This window comes from Pseudomonas sp. VA159-2 (assembly GCF_024126635.1).
Taxonomy (GTDB): domain Bacteria; phylum Pseudomonadota; class Gammaproteobacteria; order Pseudomonadales; family Pseudomonadaceae; genus Aquipseudomonas; species Aquipseudomonas muyukensis.
Window position 1 is genome coordinate 1 of record NZ_JAMYBV010000046.1, and the last position, 17450, is coordinate 17450.

Below are 17450 nucleotides of genomic sequence, written 5' to 3' on the forward strand. Positions count from 1 at the left end.
GTTTTGCGTTCCGTTGTCGCTGGAAGTGGGGCGCATTATAAGGGGATCTGAAAGCGCGTCAACCTTTAATTTCAAGAAATTGAAATATTTAGGGAGAGCCGCGTCAGAGGCGCCAGGGGCCCGCCGCACGCTTTGCAGCGCCTATGAGATCGAACGCCGCGCGGGCGGCGCTCGATCTACCAGGCGCTGAATGCCTAACGGCGAACACCCTCAACACCAACACAACCTCCAGGCGGACACCCCTCGCCCCCGCCAAACAACTCTATATAGGCAACCAACCCCAAAAACAAAACGGGGAGGCCTATCGGCCTCCCCGCTTCTATATAGCTACACCACCAACCAATCACTCAGCCTTCAGCGTAACCCGGCCAAACGCCTTCTTGCCCGCCTGGCACACATGGGTCGCACCCAGAACGAACATGAAGTCGCGATCAACCACAGCACCGTCAACCTTCACCGCACCACCCGCCAGCAGATCCCGCGCCTGCGCCGAGTTCTTCACCAGGCCAGCCCGGTTCAACACCGCAGCGATCGGCAGGCTTTCAACCGCAGTGACCTCAATCTCCGGCAGGTCCTCCGGCAGCTCGCCTTCCTTCATGCGGTTGCCCGCGGCACGGTGCGCATTGGCCGCCGCCTCTTCACCATGGAAGCGCGCCACGATCTCTTCGGCCAGCTTGATCTTGATATCCCGCGGGTTGGCGCCCTTCTCGACATCCGCACGGAACTGCTCGATCTCCTCCATGGAGCGGAAGCTCAGCAGCTCGAAGTAACGCCACATCAGCGTGTCCGGAATCGATACCAGCTTGCTGTACATCACCCCAGGCGCTTCCTGGATACCGACATAATTACCCAGCGACTTGGACATCTTCTTCACACCATCCAAGCCCTCGAGCAGGGGCATGGTGACGATGTTCTGCGCCTCCTGGCCGTAGGAGCGCTGCAACTCACGCCCCATCAGCAGGTTGAACTTCTGGTCGGTACCGCCCAGCTCGACATCGGCCTTGAGCGCCACGGAGTCATAGCCCTGCACCAGCGGATAAAGGAACTCATGGATCGCGATCGGCTGGTTGCTGCTGTAACGCTTGTCGAAGTCGTCACGCTCGAGCATGCGCGCAACCGTGTACTGCGAGGCCAGGCGAATGAAGTCCGCGGGGGTCAGCTGGTCCATCCAGGTGGAGTTGAACGCGACCTCGGTCTTGGCCGGGTCGAGAATCTTGAACACCTGTTGCTTGTAGGTCTCGGCGTTGTCCAGCACCTGCTCACGGGTCAGCGGCGGACGGGTAGCACTCTTACCGCTCGGGTCGCCGATCATGCCGGTGAAGTCACCGATCAGGAAGATGACCTGGTGGCCCAGCTCCTGGAACTGGCGCAGCTTGTTGATCAGCACCGTGTGCCCCAGGTGCAGGTCGGGCGCGGTTGGGTCGAAGCCCGCTTTAATGCGCAGCGGCTGGCCGCGCTTGAGCTTCTCCACCAGTTCCGACTCGACCAATACCTCTTCCGCACCGCGCTTGATAAGCGCCAGCTGCTCTTCAACCGACTTCATAGACAGACCCGCAAGGCTCAGATTCAAGGGGAGCCAACCATACAAGATCGGCCATCAAATACAAGTTTGGCAAAGGAATGTGACCCGAACGGCGTACCGCGGCGTCTACGCGCCCTTGCGCGAGAATGGATTTGGTTATATTTTATACAGTTATTTCATCTTCATCATGTCATTCATCTTTTCCATTTCATTTTTCATTCACTTTTCAAAGTCACTTTACCTATGACCAACGAACCGCCTAAAGCGCCCCCGCTTTATCCGAAAAGCCATCTGTTGGCCGCCAGCGGCATCGCCGCCCTTCTCAGCCTGGCCTTGCTGGTCTTTCCTTCCAGCGAAGTCGAAGCCAAGAAAACCACCCTCAGCCTCGAGCTGGAAAGCCCGGCCGAACAGCTGAAGGACGAGTCCCGCGCCGCGCCGCTGGTGCAGGCCGAGCAGAACAGCGACTCGCCTTTCGCCCAGATCGAAGGCGAACAGGCCGCCACCGCCGAGACCAAGGCCGCACCAGCCGCTGTCGCCAAGCAGGAAGAAAAAGCCCCCGGCCACCGCGAAGTGGTCGTGGCCCGCGGCGACACCCTTTCCACCCTGTTCAACAAGGTCGGCCTGCCGGCCAACGTGGTCCACGACCTGCTGGCCAGCAACAAGCAGGCCAAGCAGTTCAGCCAGCTCAAGCATGGCCAGGTACTGCAGTTCGAACTGGACAAGGACGGCCAGCTGAGCAGCCTGCACAGCAAGGTCAGCAACCTCGAGACCATCCGCCTGACCCGTACCGACAAGGGCTTCAGCTTCGATCGCGAGATCAGCAAGCCAGTGGTGCGCACCGCCTACGCCCATGGCGTGATCAAAAGCTCGCTGTCGGCCTCGGCCCAGCGCGCCGGCCTGTCCCACAGCATGACCATGGACATGGCGCGCATCCTCGGTTACGACATTGACTTCGCCCAGGACATCCGCCCCGGCGACGAATTCGACGTGGTCTACGAACAGAAGATGATGGACGGCAAGGTGGTCGGCACCGGCAACATCCTCTCCGCCCGCTTCACCAATCGCGGCAAGACCTACACCGCCGTGCGCTACACCAACAAGCAGGGCAACACCAACTACTACACCGCCGACGGCAACAGCCTGCGCAAGGCGTTCATCCGCACCCCGGTGGACTTCGCCCGCATCAGCTCGCGCTTCTCGGCCGGGCGCAAGCACCCGATCCTGAACAAGATCCGCGCCCACAAGGGTGTCGACTATGCCGCCCCACGTGGCACGCCGATCAAGGCCGCCGGCGATGGCCGCATCGAGCTGGCCGGCCGCCGCGGTGGCTACGGCAACACGGTGATCATCGCCCACGGCAACGCCTACAAGACGCTGTACGGCCACATGCAGGGCTTTGCCAAAGGCATCAAGACCGGCAGCTCGGTGAAGCAGGGCCAGATCATCGGCTATATCGGCACCACTGGCCTGTCCACCGGCCCACACCTGCACTACGAGTTCCAGGTCAACGGCGTGCACGTCGACCCGCTGAGCCAGAAGGTGCCGATGGCAGACCCGATCGCCAAGGCCGAGCGCCAGCGTTTCAACCAGCAGAGCCAACCCCTGATCGCCCGCATGGATCAGGAAAAAGCCACCCTGCTCGCCGCCAACAAGCGCTGAGCCGGTGGCCCTCTATCTGGGAGTGATGTCCGGGACCAGCCTCGATGGCCTGGACATCGCCTTGATCGAACAACACGAGCAGCCCCGGCTGCTCGCCACCCATTACATCCCCATGCCCGTCGACCTGCGCCAGGACCTGCTCGGGCTGTGCGCCAGCGGCCCAGACGAGATCGCCCGGGCGGCACTGGCCGAGAATCGCTGGGCGACCCTCGCCGCCCAAGGCATCGAGCACCTGCTGGCCAGCCAGGGGCTCGCGCCCGCCGCCATCCGCGCCATCGGCAGCCACGGCCAAACCATCCGCCACGAACCCGCCCGCGGCTTTACCGTGCAGATCGGCAACCCAGCCTTGCTGGCCGAGTTGACCGGGATCTGCGTGGTCGGTGATTTCCGTCGGCGTGATGTCGCGGCCGGGGGCCAGGGCGCGCCGCTGGTACCCGCTTTCCATGAGGCGCTGTTCGGCCACCTTGGCCAGCGCCTGGCAGTGCTCAATGTAGGCGGTTTCAGCAACCTGAGCCTGATCGCCCGGGACACTCCGGTACATGGTTTCGACTGCGGGCCGGGCAATGTGCTGCTGGACGCCTGGATCGAGCGCAAGCGCGGCCAGCCCTTCGATGCCGATGGCGCCTGGGCGGCCAGCGGCGTGGTGCAGCCCGACCTGCTCAATGCCCTGCTCGGCGACCCCTTCTTCGCCGGCAGCGGCCCAAAGAGCACCGGCCGCGAAGTGTTCAACCTGGCCTGGCTGGACAGCCACCTGGGCGCCCTTCCCGGCTACCGCGACGAAGACGTCCAAGCCACCCTGCTGGAGCTGACGGCACGCAGCATCATCGATTCGCTGCGCCAGGCGCAGCAGGGCACCGAAGCCTTGCTGGTCTGCGGCGGTGGCGCGCGCAATGCTGCGCTGATGGCGCGCCTGGCGCAGTTGCTGCCCGGCGCCCAGGTGTCGAGCACCGCGGCGCAAGGTATCGACGCGGACTGGGTCGAGGCCATGGCCTTCGCCTGGCTCGCCCACTGCTGCCTGGAAGGCATTCCCGCCAACCGCCCGAGCGTGACCGCCGCCAAGGGCTTGCGCGTCCTCGGCGCGATCTACCCCGCCTGAGCACCCCGCAGAATGCAAAACGCCGCGCAATCGCGCGGCGTTTTCACTACAGGATCCGGATCAGATCGAGAACGACGAACCGCAACCGCAGGTGGTGGTGGCGTTCGGGTTCTTGATCACGAAGCGCGAACCTTCCAGGCCTTCCTGGTAGTCCACTTCGGCGCCAGCCAGGTACTGGTAGCTCATCGGATCGACCACCAGCGCCACGCCTTCGCGCTCGACGATGGTGTCGTCATCGGCGACGTCTTCATCGAAGGTGAAGCCGTACTGGAAGCCCGAGCAGCCACCGCCTGTCACGAATACACGCAGCTTCAGCCGGTCGTTGCCCTCTTCACTGACCAAGGTCTTGACCTTGTGCGCGGCCCCGGGGGTGAACTCCAAGGCCGTGGGGGTGAAGGTTTCGACGCTCATGTTGATTCTCCCGGCGCAATGCCGCCATAAAACTCGATGGGGCGTATTATCCGCTTGTCCGAGAAAATCGGTCAAGAATTGTGCGGCTTTAGTCGTGCCCATGAAAAAGGCCCGCACAAGGCGGGCCTGTTCATCCAGCGTGCGGTTATGGCAACAGGCCGGCGTGGGACAGCCCCATGCGTTCATCCAGGCCGAACAGGATGTTGAGGTTCTGCACGGCCTGGCCCGACGCGCCCTTGACCAGGTTGTCGATGACCGACAGCACCACCACCAGGTCACCGCCCTGGGGCCGGTGCACGGCGATACGGCAAACGTTGGCACCGCGCACGCTGCGGGTTTCCGGGTGGCTGCCGGCCGGCATCACGTCGACGAACGGTTCGTCGGCGTAACGCTTCTCGAACAGTGCCTGCAGGTCGACCGAGGTGTCGGCGACGGTGGCGTAGAGGGTGGCATGGATGCCGCGGATCATCGGGGTCAGGTGCGGCACGAAGGTCAGGCCGATGTCCTTGCCTGCGGCCAGGCGCAGGCCCTGGCTGATTTCCGGCAGGTGCCGATGCCCTTTGACCGCATAGGCCTTCATGCTTTCGCCAGCTTCGCAGAACAGCGAGCCGACCGCGGCGCCGCGGCCAGCGCCGCTGACACCCGACTTGCAGTCGGCGATCAGCCGGGACGGGTCAGCCAGGCCTGCTTCCAGCAGCGGCAGGAAGCCCAGCTGGGTGGCGGTGGGGTAGCAGCCAGGGACGGCGATCAGACGCGCCTGGCGGATCTTCTCGCGGTTCACTTCCGGCAGGCCGTAGACCGCGTCCTTGAGCAGCTCAGGCGCGCCGTGGGGCTGGCCGTACCACTTGCCCCATTCGTTGGCGTCCTGCAGGCGGAAGTCCGCCGACAGGTCGATGACCTTGGTGCCAGCGGCCAGCAGCTCACCGGCCAGGGCATGGGCCACGCCATGGGGGGTGGCGAAGAACACCACGTCGCAGGCGGCGAGGGCCTTGCTGTCCGGCACGCTGAAGGCCAGGCCGTCATAGTGCCCGCGCAGGTTCGGGTACATGTCGGCAACCGCCACGCCCGCCTCGGAGCGCGAGGTGATCACCGCCACCTCGGCCTGTGGGTGCTGCGCCAGCAGACGCAGCAGTTCGACACCGGTGTACCCCGTGCCGCCGACGATACCGACCTTGATCATGACACTTGCCCCTTATCAACCAGACCACTGGAAAGCGCACGATAATAGGGGTGCCGAGCGCCTGTAACAACTCTTCGGATGACCCTTCGGGCCCTTGGCCTCTACTATCTGACGACCGTGAAAACCTGAAGGAACCCTCCATGCTCTATCTATGGATCAAGGCGCTGCATATCGTCAGCGTGGTCTGCTGGTTCGCCGGCCTGTTCTACCTGCCACGCCTGTTCGTCTATCACGCCCAGAGCCAGGACAGCATCAGCCTCGAGCGCTTCATCACCATGGAGCGCAAGCTGTACCGCGGCATCATGAATCCGGCAATGATCGCCACCTATGTATTCGGCGGCTGGATGCTGTACCTCAACCCGGGCTGGCTGAGCCAAGGCTGGCTGCATGCCAAGCTGACCCTGGTCGCCGTGCTTACCGTTTACCATCACATGTGCGGCGCCCAGCGCAAACGCTTCGCCGCTGGCAGCAATACCCGCAGCCATGTCTACTACCGCTGGTTCAACGAAGCCCCGGTGCTGATTTTGCTGGGCATCGCAATTCTGGTGGTGGTCAAGCCGTTCTAAGGGTAACCCGTTCTTTACAAGGAGTTTCACCATGTCTCTGCCCGCGTCGCTGCAGCATCTGCGCCTGCCCCTGGTGGCCGCGCCGATGTTCCTGATCTCCAACCCCGAGCTGGTACTGGCCTGCTGCGCCAACGGCGTGGTTGGAAGTTTCCCGGCCCTCAACCAGCGCGACAGTGCTGGTTTCAAGGCCTGGCTCGAAGAGATCGAGGCAGGGCTGGCGAAACTGGACCAGCCAGCGCCCTACGCCGTGAACCTGATCGTGCATGCGAGCAACCCCCGCCTGCAGGCCGACTTGGCCTTGTGCGTCGAACACCGGGTACCGATCGTCATCACCAGCCTGGGCGCGGTGAAGGAAGTGGTCGATGCGGTGCACGGCTATGGCGGCCTGGTGTTCCACGACGTGACCACCCGCCGGCACGCCGAGAAGGCCGCCGAAGCTGGCGTCGACGGCCTGATCGCCGTGGCGGCGGGCGCAGGCGGCCATGCCGGTAGCTGGAGCCCGTTGGCGCTGCTGGCCGAGATCCGTCAGTTCTTCGACAAGACCGTGCTGCTGTCGGGCTGCCTCAACCACGGCCATGAGCTGCTGGCTGCCCAGGTTCTGGGGGCCGACCTCGGCTACATGGGCACGCGCCTGATCGCCACCCGCGAAAGCCAGGCCCAGGATGCGTACAAACAGATGATCCTCGGCGCCAAAGCCGCCGATGTGGTACTGACCCCGGCGGTCTCCGGCATTCCCGCCAGCTTCCTGCGCCAGAGCCTGGAACAGGCCGGCTACGACCAGGCGACGCTCAAGGGTAGTCACGAGGCCGGCAAGCTCAAGCCGATCGGCGACGAGGCCAAGGCCTGGAAGACCATCTGGTCGGCGGGCCAGGGGGTTGGTGAAATCAACGACCTGCCCAGCATCGCCGAGCTGGTCGAGCGCCTGAGCGGCGAGTATCGCGCGGCACTGGAGCGTACCCAGCAGCTGCGCAGCAACGTCTTGTAGCAAAGCGGCCAGGCTGTACACTAGGCGCCCCTCACGCCCCAGGAGCCTTGCATGACCCGTTACGCCATGATCACTGGTGCTTCCAGCGGCCTGGGCCTGGCCCTGGCGGAAGCGCTGGCACGGCGCGGGCGCAACTTGATCCTGGTGGCGCGCCAGCGCGAGACGCTAGAGCCGGTGGCCATCGAACTGACCCAGCGCTTCGGCGTGGAGGTGCTGTTCAGGGCCTGCGACCTCAGCCAACCCCTGCGCCTGTCGGGCTTCGTCCTGGAGCTGGAGGAAGGCGAACGGCGCATCGACCTGCTGGTCAACTGCGCCGGGCAACGCACTTATGGGCCGTTCCTGGCCCATGAGTGGGCCGACGAGCAGGACCTGCTGGAGGTCAACATCCTGGCCCTGAGCCGGCTGTGCCACGCCATCGGCAACCTGATGGCAATCCAGGGGGGCGGGCAGATCCTCAATGTCGCCGGCCTGGCCGGTGTCGCTCCTGGGCCGTGGATGGCCGCCTATGCTGCCAGCAAGGCCTATGTGCTGAGCTTTTCCGAGGCACTGCGTGAAGAACTGCGCCGCACCGGCATCAAGGTCTCGGTGCTGTGTCCGGGCCCGGTACGCTCCGCGAAGCGCCCCATCCCCCGCCTCGACGCCAGCAGCCCCAGCCCCGAGGAGATAGCCCTGTACACCGTGCGGGCGCTGGACAAGAACCGCGCGTTGATCCTGCCTGGGCGCGGCAATCGCTGGCTAGCCTTCGCCCCACGCCTGCTGCCGCGCTGGCTGACGCGCAAGCTGGCCGGGGCGATCCACCGCCGCTACTGCCCTGACGGCCTGGAATAAGCACTGGGCGAGCGCCCCCCGCCTCAGTACACTCGGGCCCACACTCACCATGGAGCACGTGCTGTGGACGATCTATTCCTCAAAATCATCAACCGGGAAATCCCGGCAGATATCATCTACGAAGACGAACAGATTCTCGCCTTCAAGGATATCGCCCCCGCGGCGCCGGTTCATTTCCTGGTCATCCCGAAGAAACATATCCCCACCCTCAACGACCTGACCGAAGAGGACAAGGCCCTGGCCGGGCACATCCTGTTCACCGCCCAGCGCCTGGCCGTCGAACAAGGCTGCGAGGAAGGCTTTCGTGTGGTCATGAACTGCAACCCCAAAGGCGGCCAGACCGTCTACCACATCCACATGCACGTGCTTGGCCAGCGCCAGATGAACTGGCCACCGGGCTGACCCAAGGCAAGCTCCACCCGGACGATTGAGGTAGACTGTCGGGCATCACTTCAGCGGAGGTGCCCGATGGCTACCGAACGTCACTACTCGCCGCTCGACCGCTTGTTGCTGCAGGCCGATACCGCCATGCGCACCTTGCTGCCCTTCAGCGGCCAACCCGCCCGTCCCTCGCCGGCCATCGTCCAGCCGGACGCCGAGCTCGACGAACAACAGGCCCGCCATGTCGCCGGCCTGATGCGCATCAACCATACCGGCGAGGTCTGCGCCCAGGCGCTGTACCAGGGTCAGGCCCTGACCGCCAAGCTGCCCCAGGTGCGCAAGGCCATGGAGCATGCGGCGGAAGAGGAAATCGACCACCTGGCCTGGTGCGAACAACGCATCCGCCAGCTCAACAGCCATCCCAGCGTGCTCAACCCGCTGTTCTACGGCATGTCGTTCGGCATCGGCGCCCTCGCCGGCCTGGTCAGCGACAAGGTCAGCCTGGGCTTCGTCGCGGCGACCGAGCACCAGGTCTGCAAGCACCTGGACGAACACCTGGAACAAATCCCGGAGAGCGACGGCAAGTCGCGCGCGATCCTCGAGCAGATGCGCGTCGACGAAGAGCACCACGCCGAATCCGCGCTTGAAGCCGGTGGCTACCGCTTCCCGGCGCCGGTGCGCTTTGGCATGAGCCTGCTGGCCAAGGTCATGACCAAGAGCACCTACCGTATCTGAGGAACCACCGATGGAGCGCTTCGACGCCAGGGACCTGGCACGCGCCGTAAGCGCAGGCATTCTGCAGCCCGGCCAGGACCAGGCCCTGCTGGACTTCCTGCGCCGCCAACCCGAGGCTGGCGGCAGCTTCCAACTGGCCCATGTCGCCTTCTACTTCGGCGCCTTGCTGATCATGGGGGCCATGGGCTGGCTGCTCACCGAAGCCTGGGTGTCCCTCGGCGACGGCGCGCTATTGGCCATCGCCATGCTCTATATAGGCGGCATCACCCTGTTCGCCCTGTCGATGCAACGCCGCGGCCAACCCATCGCTGCCGGGGTGCTGGCCGCCGTGGTGGTGAGCATCGTGCCGCTGGCGGTGTTCGCCATCGAGCGATTGGCCGGCTGGTGGCCGCTGGAGGATGCACAGGGTGATTATCACCAGTACTACACCTACGTGCAGGGCGGCTGGCTGGCGATGGAAGCGGCGACGGTACTGGCCGGCCTGCTGATGCTGCGGCTCATTCCCTTCCCCTTCGTCGTCATGCCGATTGCCGTGGCACTCTGGTTCATGTCCATGGACCTGAGCGAATGGTTCTACGGCGATGTGTTCAGTTGGGAGCAACGCCGCACGGTGTCGCTGTGGTTCGGCCTTGGCCTGCTGCTGGTATTCGTCGTGATCGACGGGCGCACCGAGCGGGACTATGCCTTCTGGGGCTATCTCGCCGGGCTCGCGGCGTTCTGGGGCGGGCTGACCTTGCTCGACAGCGCCAGCGAGTGGGGCAAGTTCCTGTATTGCCTGATCAACCTGGGGCTGATGGGCCTGGCGGTACTGCTGCGCCGGCCGGTGTTCATGGTGTTCGGGGCGATAGGGGTGGCGGCTTATCTGGGCTATCTGTCGTACGAGGTGTTCGCCGATTCGCTGCTGTTCCCCGTCGTGCTGACCCTGATCGGCGTGGGCGTGATCGTGCTGGGGTTGCAGTACCAGAAGCGCCGCGAACGGCTCAGCGCATCACTGCAGGCAAAGCTGCCGCAGTGGCTACAGGCAGCGTTGCCGGCATTGCGTCGCGGATAGATGCCATCGCGAGGTAGCAAGGGCCCGCGCCCACGAATGCCCCTGCCGTAGGCAGCGTGGGAGCGGGCTTGCCCTGCGTTCGTTTCAACCCAGTTCGACAATCTCGTAGCCGTGGCTGATTTCCACACCGGCACGCTCGAGCATGATCGACGCCGAGCAGTACTTCTCGGCCGACAGCTCTACCGCACGCTTGACCTGCGCCTCTTTCAGCCCACGGCCTTTGACCACGAAGTTCATGTGGATCTTGGTGAATACCTTCGGGTCTTCACTGGCGCGCTCGGCCTCGAGGAAGGCTTCGCAGCTTTCCACCGCCTGGCGCGACTTCTTCAGGATGCTCACCACATCGAAGCTGCTGCAGCCGCCCAGGCCCAGGAGCAACATTTCCATCGGGCGCACACCGAGGTTGCGGCCGCCGGCTTCGGGCGGGCCGTCCATGACCACGACATGGCCGCTCCCCGACTCGCCGAGGAACATCGCTTCACCGGCCCACTGGATGCGTGCCTTCATCTATCCGGACTCCAAATACGTAAAAGGGTGTCAGCTTAGACCTTGCGGCGCCGTCGGAAAAGCTCAAGCCGTGGCGCTTTTGTGCCGATGCAGAAGGAAGTGTCTGATAAGCTGGCGCCAAACCACTGGCGCTTGCCGCCAGGCAATCTATAAAAAGCCAATGCGTAGCATCGAACAGGATTTCGTGATGGTCTCCTCAGCCCTGCCACCCAAGATCAAGAACATCGACAAGTTGCTGGCCCACTGCCAACGCCGTCGCTATGCCGCCAAGAGCAGCATCATCTGCGCCGGTGATCGGGCCGAGACGCTGTCGTTCATCGTCAAGGGCTCGGTGACCATCCTGATCGAGGACGACGACGGTCACGAAATGATCATCGCCTACCTCAACAACGGTGATTTCTTCGGCGAGCTGGGCCTGTTCGAGCCAGCCGGCCAGGAACAACAACGCAGCGCCTGGGTGCGGGCCAAGACCGAATGCGAAGTGGCCGAGATCAGCTACGACAAGTTTCGCGAGCTGGCCCGCCAGGACCCGGAAATTCTCTATGCCCTCGGCAGCCAGATGGCCCAGCGCCTGCGCAACACCACGCGCAAGGTGGGCGACCTGGCGTTCTTCGATGTCACCGGGCGGGTCGCCCGCTGCCTGCTCGACCTGTGCAAGCAACCCGATGCCATGACCCACCCCGACGGCATGCAGATCAAGATCACCCGCCAGGAGATCGGCCGCATCGTCGGTTGTTCGCGGGAAATGGTCGGCCGTGTCCTCAAGGACCTCGAGGAGCGCAGCCTGGTGCAGGTCAAGGGCAAGACCATGGTGGTCTACGGCACCCGTTAGTCCTTCGGCAACGCCGCGATCACCTCGGCATACGCCTGGCTCAAGCGTTCGAACCAGGGCACGGCCGGCGCCACTTCGTGCAGGGCGATATGGCTGTCGGCCCGGCAGCGCTGCTCAAGATCGCAACACTCGTTGAAGCGGTTGACCGCGGCGACCATCGATTCGCGCTCGTTGTCCAGCAACAGCGCGCCATGCACCAGCACCACCGGGCGCTTGCCGCCCAGGCCCTGGCGCCAGCGCTGGGCGGTGCCTACCAGTTTGCGGCCGTTGAGGTTGACGTTGTAGCGACCGTCGCAGAATGCCCCGTCGATTTCCCCAACCGAGGCCACCCCGCCCCACTCGCGCAAGACATCGCACAAGGGCAGGCACAGCCGTTCGTAGGCGCTCTCGATGCGGCCATGGTCGCCTTCGCTGCGGGGCGCTACGTACACCAGGGCAATATTCACCGTGGCATGGGACTGCGGCACCGGCTCGCCGCCGGTTTCACGCAGTAGCACCGGCCAGCCGGCGATGGCCAGCTCGGCGCAGGCGGCCTCGAAGTTGTCCAGCCGGCTCATGCGCCGTGGCATCACCAGGGCGTGGTCGGTCGGCCGCCAGAACAGCACGCCGGCATCGCGCTCGCCACGGCAGACGGCGGCCAACAGCTCCTGTTCGGCGTGCAGGCCCTGCTCGACAGTCAGGGCCAGGGGTTGATCGGTCATTGATCCACCTTTGATGTGATGAAGCCCTCGAATACAAAAAAGCCGGCAAACGATGCCGGCCTTCTGTTCGATCAGTCCAGTTGCTGAACGGTTTTCTTCACCTGGTCCGGGAAGAACAAGCGTTGCAGTTCCAGCCCCGGCTGCTCGGCGCGCATGAACGCCTCGCCGACCAGGAACGAGTACACCTCGTTGATTTCCATCAGCTCGACATCGGCCCGGTTGAAGATCCCGCTCTCGGTAATCGCCAGGCGATCACGAGGGATGCGTGGCAGCAGGTCGAGGGTGGTATCCAGGCTGACCTCGAAGGTGTGCAGGTTGCGGTTGTTGACCCCGACCAACGGCGTGTCGAGGGTCGTCAACGCGCGCTCCAGCTCATCGCCATCATGCACCTCGACCAGCACGTCGAGGCCGACGTCCTTGGCGGTGGCCGCCAGCTCGGCCATCTTCACGTCATCCAGCGCCGAGACGATCAACAGCACGCAGTCGGCGCCCAGGGCACGGGCCTCGACGATCTGGTACGGATCGACCATGAAGTCCTTGCGGATCACCGGCAGCGACACCGCGGCGCGGGCCTGCTGCAAGTAAAGGTCGGCACCCTGGAAGTAGTCCACGTCGGTGAGCACCGACAGGCAGGTCGCCCCGCCCTTCTCGTAGCTGACGGCGATTTCCGCCGGCACGAAGTGCTCGCGGATCACCCCCTTGCTCGGCGACGCTTTCTTGATTTCGGCGATCACCGCTGGCTTCTTGAGCCTGGCCTGTTTGATCAACGCATTGGCGAACCCGCGCGGGGCCTCGGCTGCCTTGGCCAGTTGTTCCAGTTCACCCAGGCTGACCCGCGCACTGCGCTCGGCCACTTCCTGGAACTTGCGGGCGATGATCCTTTCCAGCACCGTCGGTACGCTCATGCTTGGTTCTCCACCTTGAATACCGCGGTAAAGGCGCCCAACTCCTGCAGTTTTTCCCAGGCCAGGCCGGTGTGCAGCACATCGTGGGCCAGCTCCACGCCCTGGGCCAGGGTCATGGCGTGATCGGCGGCGTACAGCGCGGCGCCGGCATTGAGCACGATCATCTCGGCGGCCTTCTGGCCGTTCTCGGTCTTGCGCCGGCCCAGTGCATCGCGGATCAGCTCCAGCGATGCCTGCGGGCCGTCGACCGCCAGGCCATGCAGGCTCTGGCTCTTCATGCCGAGGTCTTCCGGCTCGACCCAATACTCGGTGATCTGGTCGTTCTTCAGTTCAGCGACAAAGGTTGGCGCAGCCAGGCTGAACTCGTCCAGGCCATCCTTGGAGTGCACCACCAGCACATGCTTGCTGCCCATGCGCTGCAGCACTTCGGCCAATGGGCGGCACAGGGCCTGGGTGAACACCCCGACCACCTGGTGCTTCACACCGGCCGGATTCGTAAGCGGGCCGAGCATGTTGAACAGGGTACGCAACCCCAGCTCGCGACGCGGGCCGGCGGCATGCTTCATGGCGCTGTGGTGGGTCTGGGCGAACATGAAGCCGATGCCCAGGCTGTCGATGCAACGGCCCACCTGCACCGGCGTCAGGTTCAGGTAGATGCCCGCGGCTTCCAGCAGGTCGGCACTGCCGCTCTTGCCAGACACCGCGCGGTTGCCGTGCTTGGCCACGGTGCAACCGGCCGCCGCGATGACGAACGCCGAGGCGGTGGACACGTTGAAGATATTGGCGCCATCGCCGCCGGTACCGACGATGTCGACCACGCCGTCGAGGGTCTTGAGCTCGACCTTGTCGGCCAGCTCACGCATCACCGACACCGCGCCGACGATCTCGTCGATGCTCTCGCTCTTCATGCGCATGCCCATCAGGAAGGCGCCGATCTGCGCCTCGCTGCATTGGCCGGTCATGATCTGGCGCATGACGTCGCGCATTTCCTCGGTGCTCAGGTCCAGGTGGCCGACGATGCGGCTCAATGCGTTCTTGATCTGCATGATCGCTCCTTAACGGCGTCCGCCGGTCTGCTTGAGGAAGTTGGCGAACAGCTCGTGACCCTGCTCGGTGAGAATGGACTCGGGGTGGAACTGTACCCCTTCGACGTTCAGGGTTTTATGACGCAGGCCCATGATCTCGTCGACCGAGCCATCTTCATGGGCGGTCCAGGCGGTCACTTCGAGGCAATCAGGCAGGGTATCGCGCTTGACCACCAGCGAGTGGTAGCGGGTGACGGTGAGCGGGTTGTTCAGGCCGGCGAACACCCCCAGGTCGCGGTGCAGCACCGGGCTGGTCTTGCCGTGCATCACCTGGCGCGCGCGCACCACCTCGCCGCCGTAGGCCTGGCCGATGGACTGGTGGCCCAGGCATACGCCAAGGATCGGCAACTTGCCGGCAAAGTGCAGGATGGCCTCGATGGACACACCCGCTTCGCTCGGGGTGCAAGGGCCGGGAGAAACGACGATGCGCTCGGGGTTCAGGGCTTCGATCTGGGCGATGGTCATTTCGTCATTGCGAATAACCTTGACCTCGGCACCCAGCTCGCCGAGGTACTGCACCACGTTGTAGGTGAAGGAGTCGTAGTTGTCGATCATCAGTAACATCTGCAACGAACCTCTTGAATACTGACTTTTGATTCGAGCCTTCCCCTACCGGCATGGATGCGGGCAAACCCGCATTGAGCGGCCGGTGAAGCGAAAGGAAGGCAAACAGGAGCGGGCCGGGCTAGCCGGCAGGAGATAAAGTCAGGCGCGCCAACGCCAACGGGCGTGGGCCTTGATAACGCGCATCAAGAGTTTGCTGACGATCAACACAGGGTAGGTCTCGTTCATACGTCACGGCACAGTAGCCTACCGGCGCGGCGGGCGCAATATGCCGGTAAACACGGGGAAACGAATGCAATGACAGGCAATGCGCGGTGATTTGCTATGGTCATGCCGCTTGCTTCGATAAAAACAACGAAAAGGACATTCATGCATGCACACGGCACCCTTCCTGCGTTCCGCCCTCGGCATCCTCGCCCTCGCCTGCAGCCAGGCCATGGCCGCGCCCTCGCCCTATTCGTCGATGATCGTCTTCGGTGACAGCCTCAGCGACGCCGGGCAGTTTCCCGACCTGACCGGTGGCACCCCCGGCATGCGTTTCACCAACCGCGACGCCAACGGCAACTATGCGCCGGTCTCACCGATGATCCTCGGCGCCAGGCTGGGTTTCTCCGGCGCGGCACTGGGCCCCTCCACCTCGCTGACCAACCAGTTGCAGGGCACCCCCGACGGCAACAACTGGGCGGTGGGTGGCTACACCACGCAGCAGATCCTCGACTCGATCACCGACACCTCGAAAGCCGTGATCCCGCCTGGGCGCCCCGGTGCCGGCGTGGTCCTGCGCGAGCGTGACGGCTACCTGGCCAACGGCCTGCGCGCCGACCCCAACGCGCTGTACTACCTGACCGGCGGCGGCAACGACTTCCTCCAGGGCCTGGTCAACAGCCCGGCCGACGCGGCAGCGGCCGGAGCACGCCTGGCCGCCAGCGCCCAGGCCCTGCAACAGGGGGGCGCGCGCTACATCATGGTCTGGCTGCTGCCGGACCTGGGCCAAACCCCGAACTTCAGCGGCACGCCCCAGCAAGGCCCGCTGTCGCAGCTCTCCGGCGTATTCAACCAGGCGCTGGTCGGCCAACTCGGGCAGATCGACGCCCAGATCATCCCGCTCAACGTGCCCCTGCTGCTGCGCGAAGCCCTCGCCAGCCCCGGCCAGTTCGGCCTGGCCAGCGACCAGAACCTGGTCGGCACCTGCTACAGCGGCGACGGCTGCGTGGGCAACCCGGTCTACGGCGCCAACGGCAGCAGCCCGGATCCGACCCGGCTGCTGTTCAACGACTCGGTGCATCCGACCGTCGCCGGCCAGCAACTGATCGCCGACTACGGCTTTTCGATCCTGGCCGCACCGTGGGAACTGACACTGCTGCCGGAAATCGCCCACGCCAGCCTGCGCGCCCACCAGGACGAACTGCGCAACCAGTGGCAGACACCCTGGCAGGCCGTCGGCCAGTGGCAGGCGTTCGTCGCCACTGGCGGCCAGGACCTGGACTTCGGCAGCCAGCGCAGCGCCGCCAGTGGCGACGGGCGCGGCTACAACCTGACCCTCGGCGGCAGCTACCGGCTGGATGAGGCCTGGCGCCTGGGCCTGGCCGCCGGAGTCTACCGGCAGAAACTCGAAGCAGGCCAGCACGACTCGGACTACAAGCTCGACAGTTACCTGGCCAGTGCCTTCGCCCAGTTCCGCCAGGACCGCTGGTGGGCGGATGCGGCGTTGACCGCCGGCCACCTGGACTACCGCGACCTCAAGCGCAGCTTCGCCCTTGGCGTGAACGAGCGCAGCGAAAAAGGCGATACCGACGGCGAGGCCTGGGCCATCAGCGCCCGGCTGGGCTACAACCTGGCGAGCGAGGGCAGTGCCTGGCAACTGGCGCCGTTCGTCAGTGGCGACTATGCGCGGGTCAAGGTCGATGGCTATGACGAGAAGAGCGGGCGCTCGACAGCGCTTGGCTTCGACGACCAGACGCGCAAGTCGCGGCGCCTGGGCGTGGGCCTGCAGGGCAGCGTGCAGGTGTTGGCCAGCACCCGGCTGTTCGCCGAGGTGGCCCGCGAGCATGAGTTCGAGGATGACCAGCAGGACCTGACCCTGCACTTGACCCGCCTGCCGGCCAACGAATTCACCCTGACCGGCTACACGCCGCACAGCAACCTGACCCGCGCCAGCCTGGGGGTGAGTCATGAACTGGTGGCTGGGTTAACCCTGCGAGGGAACTACAACTGGCGCAAGAGTGACGAGTTGACTCAGCAGGGGCTGAGCCTGGCATTGAGCCTGGATTTCTAAGCTGACGCGATCGCCGTAGGAGCCGGCCTTGCCGGCGAACACCGGCAAAGCCGGTGCCAGGCACCGCGGTGCCTGGTTCGCCAGCAAAGCTGGCTTGTATGGTAGGACTTGAAGGGAGGAGGAGGGACAAAGTTGGCTTCTGACTGTTAGCGCAGTACAGACCGTAG

The 17450-nt window shown here is 64.5% G+C and carries 19 protein-coding genes; 11 read left to right on the forward strand and 8 right to left on the reverse strand.

The window, feature by feature from the left end; genetic code table 11:
- The coding region (locus NJG22_RS23735) for a hypothetical protein (RefSeq protein WP_253098298.1) at positions 1-190 on the forward strand (190 nt) is incomplete at its 5' end.
- A 153-nt stretch (positions 191-343) separates the two neighbouring features.
- On the opposite strand, the gene tyrS is transcribed toward NJG22_RS23735, so the two are convergent.
- Entirely contained in the window at positions 344-1543 is a 1200-nt protein-coding gene (gene tyrS / locus NJG22_RS23740; protein ID WP_253098300.1) for a tyrosine--tRNA ligase, read from the reverse strand.
- 222 nt (positions 1544-1765) lie between these two features.
- On the opposite strand from tyrS, the gene NJG22_RS23745 reads away from it, so the two are divergent.
- Positions 1766-3181 (forward strand): peptidoglycan DD-metalloendopeptidase family protein, encoded by a 1416-nt coding sequence (locus NJG22_RS23745; RefSeq protein ID WP_253098302.1) that lies wholly within the window; start codon positions 1766-1768, stop codon positions 3179-3181.
- Between the two features lie 4 nt (positions 3182-3185).
- On the forward strand, positions 3186-4277 hold the full coding sequence (locus tag NJG22_RS23750) for an anhydro-N-acetylmuramic acid kinase (protein ID WP_253098304.1): 1092 nt from the start codon (positions 3186-3188) through the stop codon (positions 4275-4277).
- Between the two features lie 60 nt (positions 4278-4337).
- Here NJG22_RS23750 and erpA read toward each other — a convergent pair whose 3' ends face one another.
- Both erpA and argC read right to left on the reverse strand, forming a co-directional pair.
- Positions 4338-4688, reverse strand: coding sequence for an iron-sulfur cluster insertion protein ErpA (gene erpA / locus NJG22_RS23755; protein WP_134689776.1), 351 nt, complete (start codon positions 4686-4688; stop codon positions 4338-4340).
- 145 nt (positions 4689-4833) lie between these two features.
- Complete coding sequence (gene argC / locus NJG22_RS23760) at positions 4834-5868, reverse strand: N-acetyl-gamma-glutamyl-phosphate reductase (protein WP_253098306.1); 1035 nt, start codon at positions 5866-5868, stop codon at positions 4834-4836.
- A gap of 140 nt (positions 5869-6008) precedes the next feature.
- On the opposite strand from argC, the gene hemJ reads away from it, so the two are divergent.
- The 6 genes from hemJ (at position 6009) to NJG22_RS23790 (ending at position 10414) form a co-directional block, all read left to right on the forward strand.
- Positions 6009-6434 carry a protoporphyrinogen oxidase HemJ gene (gene hemJ / locus NJG22_RS23765; protein ID WP_253098308.1) on the forward strand — a complete coding sequence of 142 codons (426 nt, stop codon included), beginning with the start codon at positions 6009-6011 and terminating at the stop codon, positions 6432-6434.
- Positions 6435-6465: 31 nt separating this feature from the next.
- Positions 6466-7419 carry a nitronate monooxygenase family protein gene (locus tag NJG22_RS23770; RefSeq protein WP_253098309.1) on the forward strand — a complete coding sequence of 318 codons (954 nt, stop codon included), beginning with the start codon at positions 6466-6468 and terminating at the stop codon, positions 7417-7419.
- 51 nt (positions 7420-7470) lie between these two features.
- Positions 7471-8247, forward strand: coding sequence for an SDR family oxidoreductase (locus NJG22_RS23775; protein ID WP_253098311.1), 777 nt, complete (start codon positions 7471-7473; stop codon positions 8245-8247).
- A 63-nt stretch (positions 8248-8310) separates the two neighbouring features.
- Positions 8311-8649 carry a histidine triad nucleotide-binding protein gene (locus NJG22_RS23780; protein ID WP_253098313.1) on the forward strand — a complete coding sequence of 113 codons (339 nt, stop codon included), beginning with the start codon at positions 8311-8313 and terminating at the stop codon, positions 8647-8649.
- A 66-nt stretch (positions 8650-8715) separates the two neighbouring features.
- Positions 8716-9363: a 2-polyprenyl-3-methyl-6-methoxy-1,4-benzoquinone monooxygenase gene (gene coq7 / locus NJG22_RS23785; RefSeq protein ID WP_134689782.1), complete on the forward strand. Its 648-nt coding sequence runs from the start codon at positions 8716-8718 to the stop codon at positions 9361-9363.
- A gap of 10 nt (positions 9364-9373) precedes the next feature.
- Positions 9374-10414 (forward strand): DUF2157 domain-containing protein, encoded by a 1041-nt coding sequence (locus tag NJG22_RS23790; RefSeq protein WP_253098316.1) that lies wholly within the window; start codon positions 9374-9376, stop codon positions 10412-10414.
- Between the two features lie 84 nt (positions 10415-10498).
- On the opposite strand, the gene NJG22_RS23795 is transcribed toward NJG22_RS23790, so the two are convergent.
- The gene (locus tag NJG22_RS23795) at positions 10499-10921 is read right to left on the reverse strand and encodes an OsmC family protein (RefSeq protein ID WP_134689784.1); all 423 of its coding nucleotides are present in this window, start codon (positions 10919-10921) and stop codon (positions 10499-10501) included.
- Between the two features lie 187 nt (positions 10922-11108).
- Between NJG22_RS23795 and crp the strand changes: the two genes are divergently transcribed.
- Complete coding sequence (gene crp / locus NJG22_RS23800; protein ID WP_253098318.1) at positions 11109-11753, forward strand: cAMP-activated global transcriptional regulator CRP; 645 nt, start codon at positions 11109-11111, stop codon at positions 11751-11753.
- On the opposite strand, the gene NJG22_RS23805 is transcribed toward crp, so the two are convergent.
- The 4 genes from NJG22_RS23805 to NJG22_RS23820 all read right to left on the reverse strand — a co-directional run bounded on the left by NJG22_RS23805 (position 11750) and on the right by NJG22_RS23820 (position 15008).
- Complete coding sequence (locus NJG22_RS23805; protein ID WP_253098320.1) at positions 11750-12454, reverse strand: lipoate--protein ligase family protein; 705 nt, start codon at positions 12452-12454, stop codon at positions 11750-11752. The two genes, crp and NJG22_RS23805, sit on opposite strands and share 4 nt — an antisense overlap.
- Positions 12455-12525: 71 nt before the next feature.
- Positions 12526-13359: an indole-3-glycerol phosphate synthase TrpC gene (gene trpC, locus NJG22_RS23810; protein WP_253098322.1), complete on the reverse strand. Its 834-nt coding sequence runs from the start codon at positions 13357-13359 to the stop codon at positions 12526-12528.
- Entirely contained in the window at positions 13356-14405 is a 1050-nt protein-coding gene (gene trpD, locus NJG22_RS23815; RefSeq protein ID WP_253098323.1) for an anthranilate phosphoribosyltransferase, read from the reverse strand. Before trpD ends, trpC begins: the two co-directional genes overlap by 4 nt.
- A gap of 9 nt (positions 14406-14414) precedes the next feature.
- Complete coding sequence (locus NJG22_RS23820) at positions 14415-15008, reverse strand: aminodeoxychorismate/anthranilate synthase component II (protein ID WP_253098325.1); 594 nt, start codon at positions 15006-15008, stop codon at positions 14415-14417.
- A 373-nt stretch (positions 15009-15381) separates the two neighbouring features.
- On the opposite strand from NJG22_RS23820, the gene estP reads away from it, so the two are divergent.
- Positions 15382-17283 (forward strand): esterase EstP, encoded by a 1902-nt coding sequence (gene estP / locus NJG22_RS23825; protein ID WP_290445491.1) that lies wholly within the window; start codon positions 15382-15384, stop codon positions 17281-17283.
- The last annotated feature ends 167 nt before the right edge of the window (positions 17284-17450 follow it).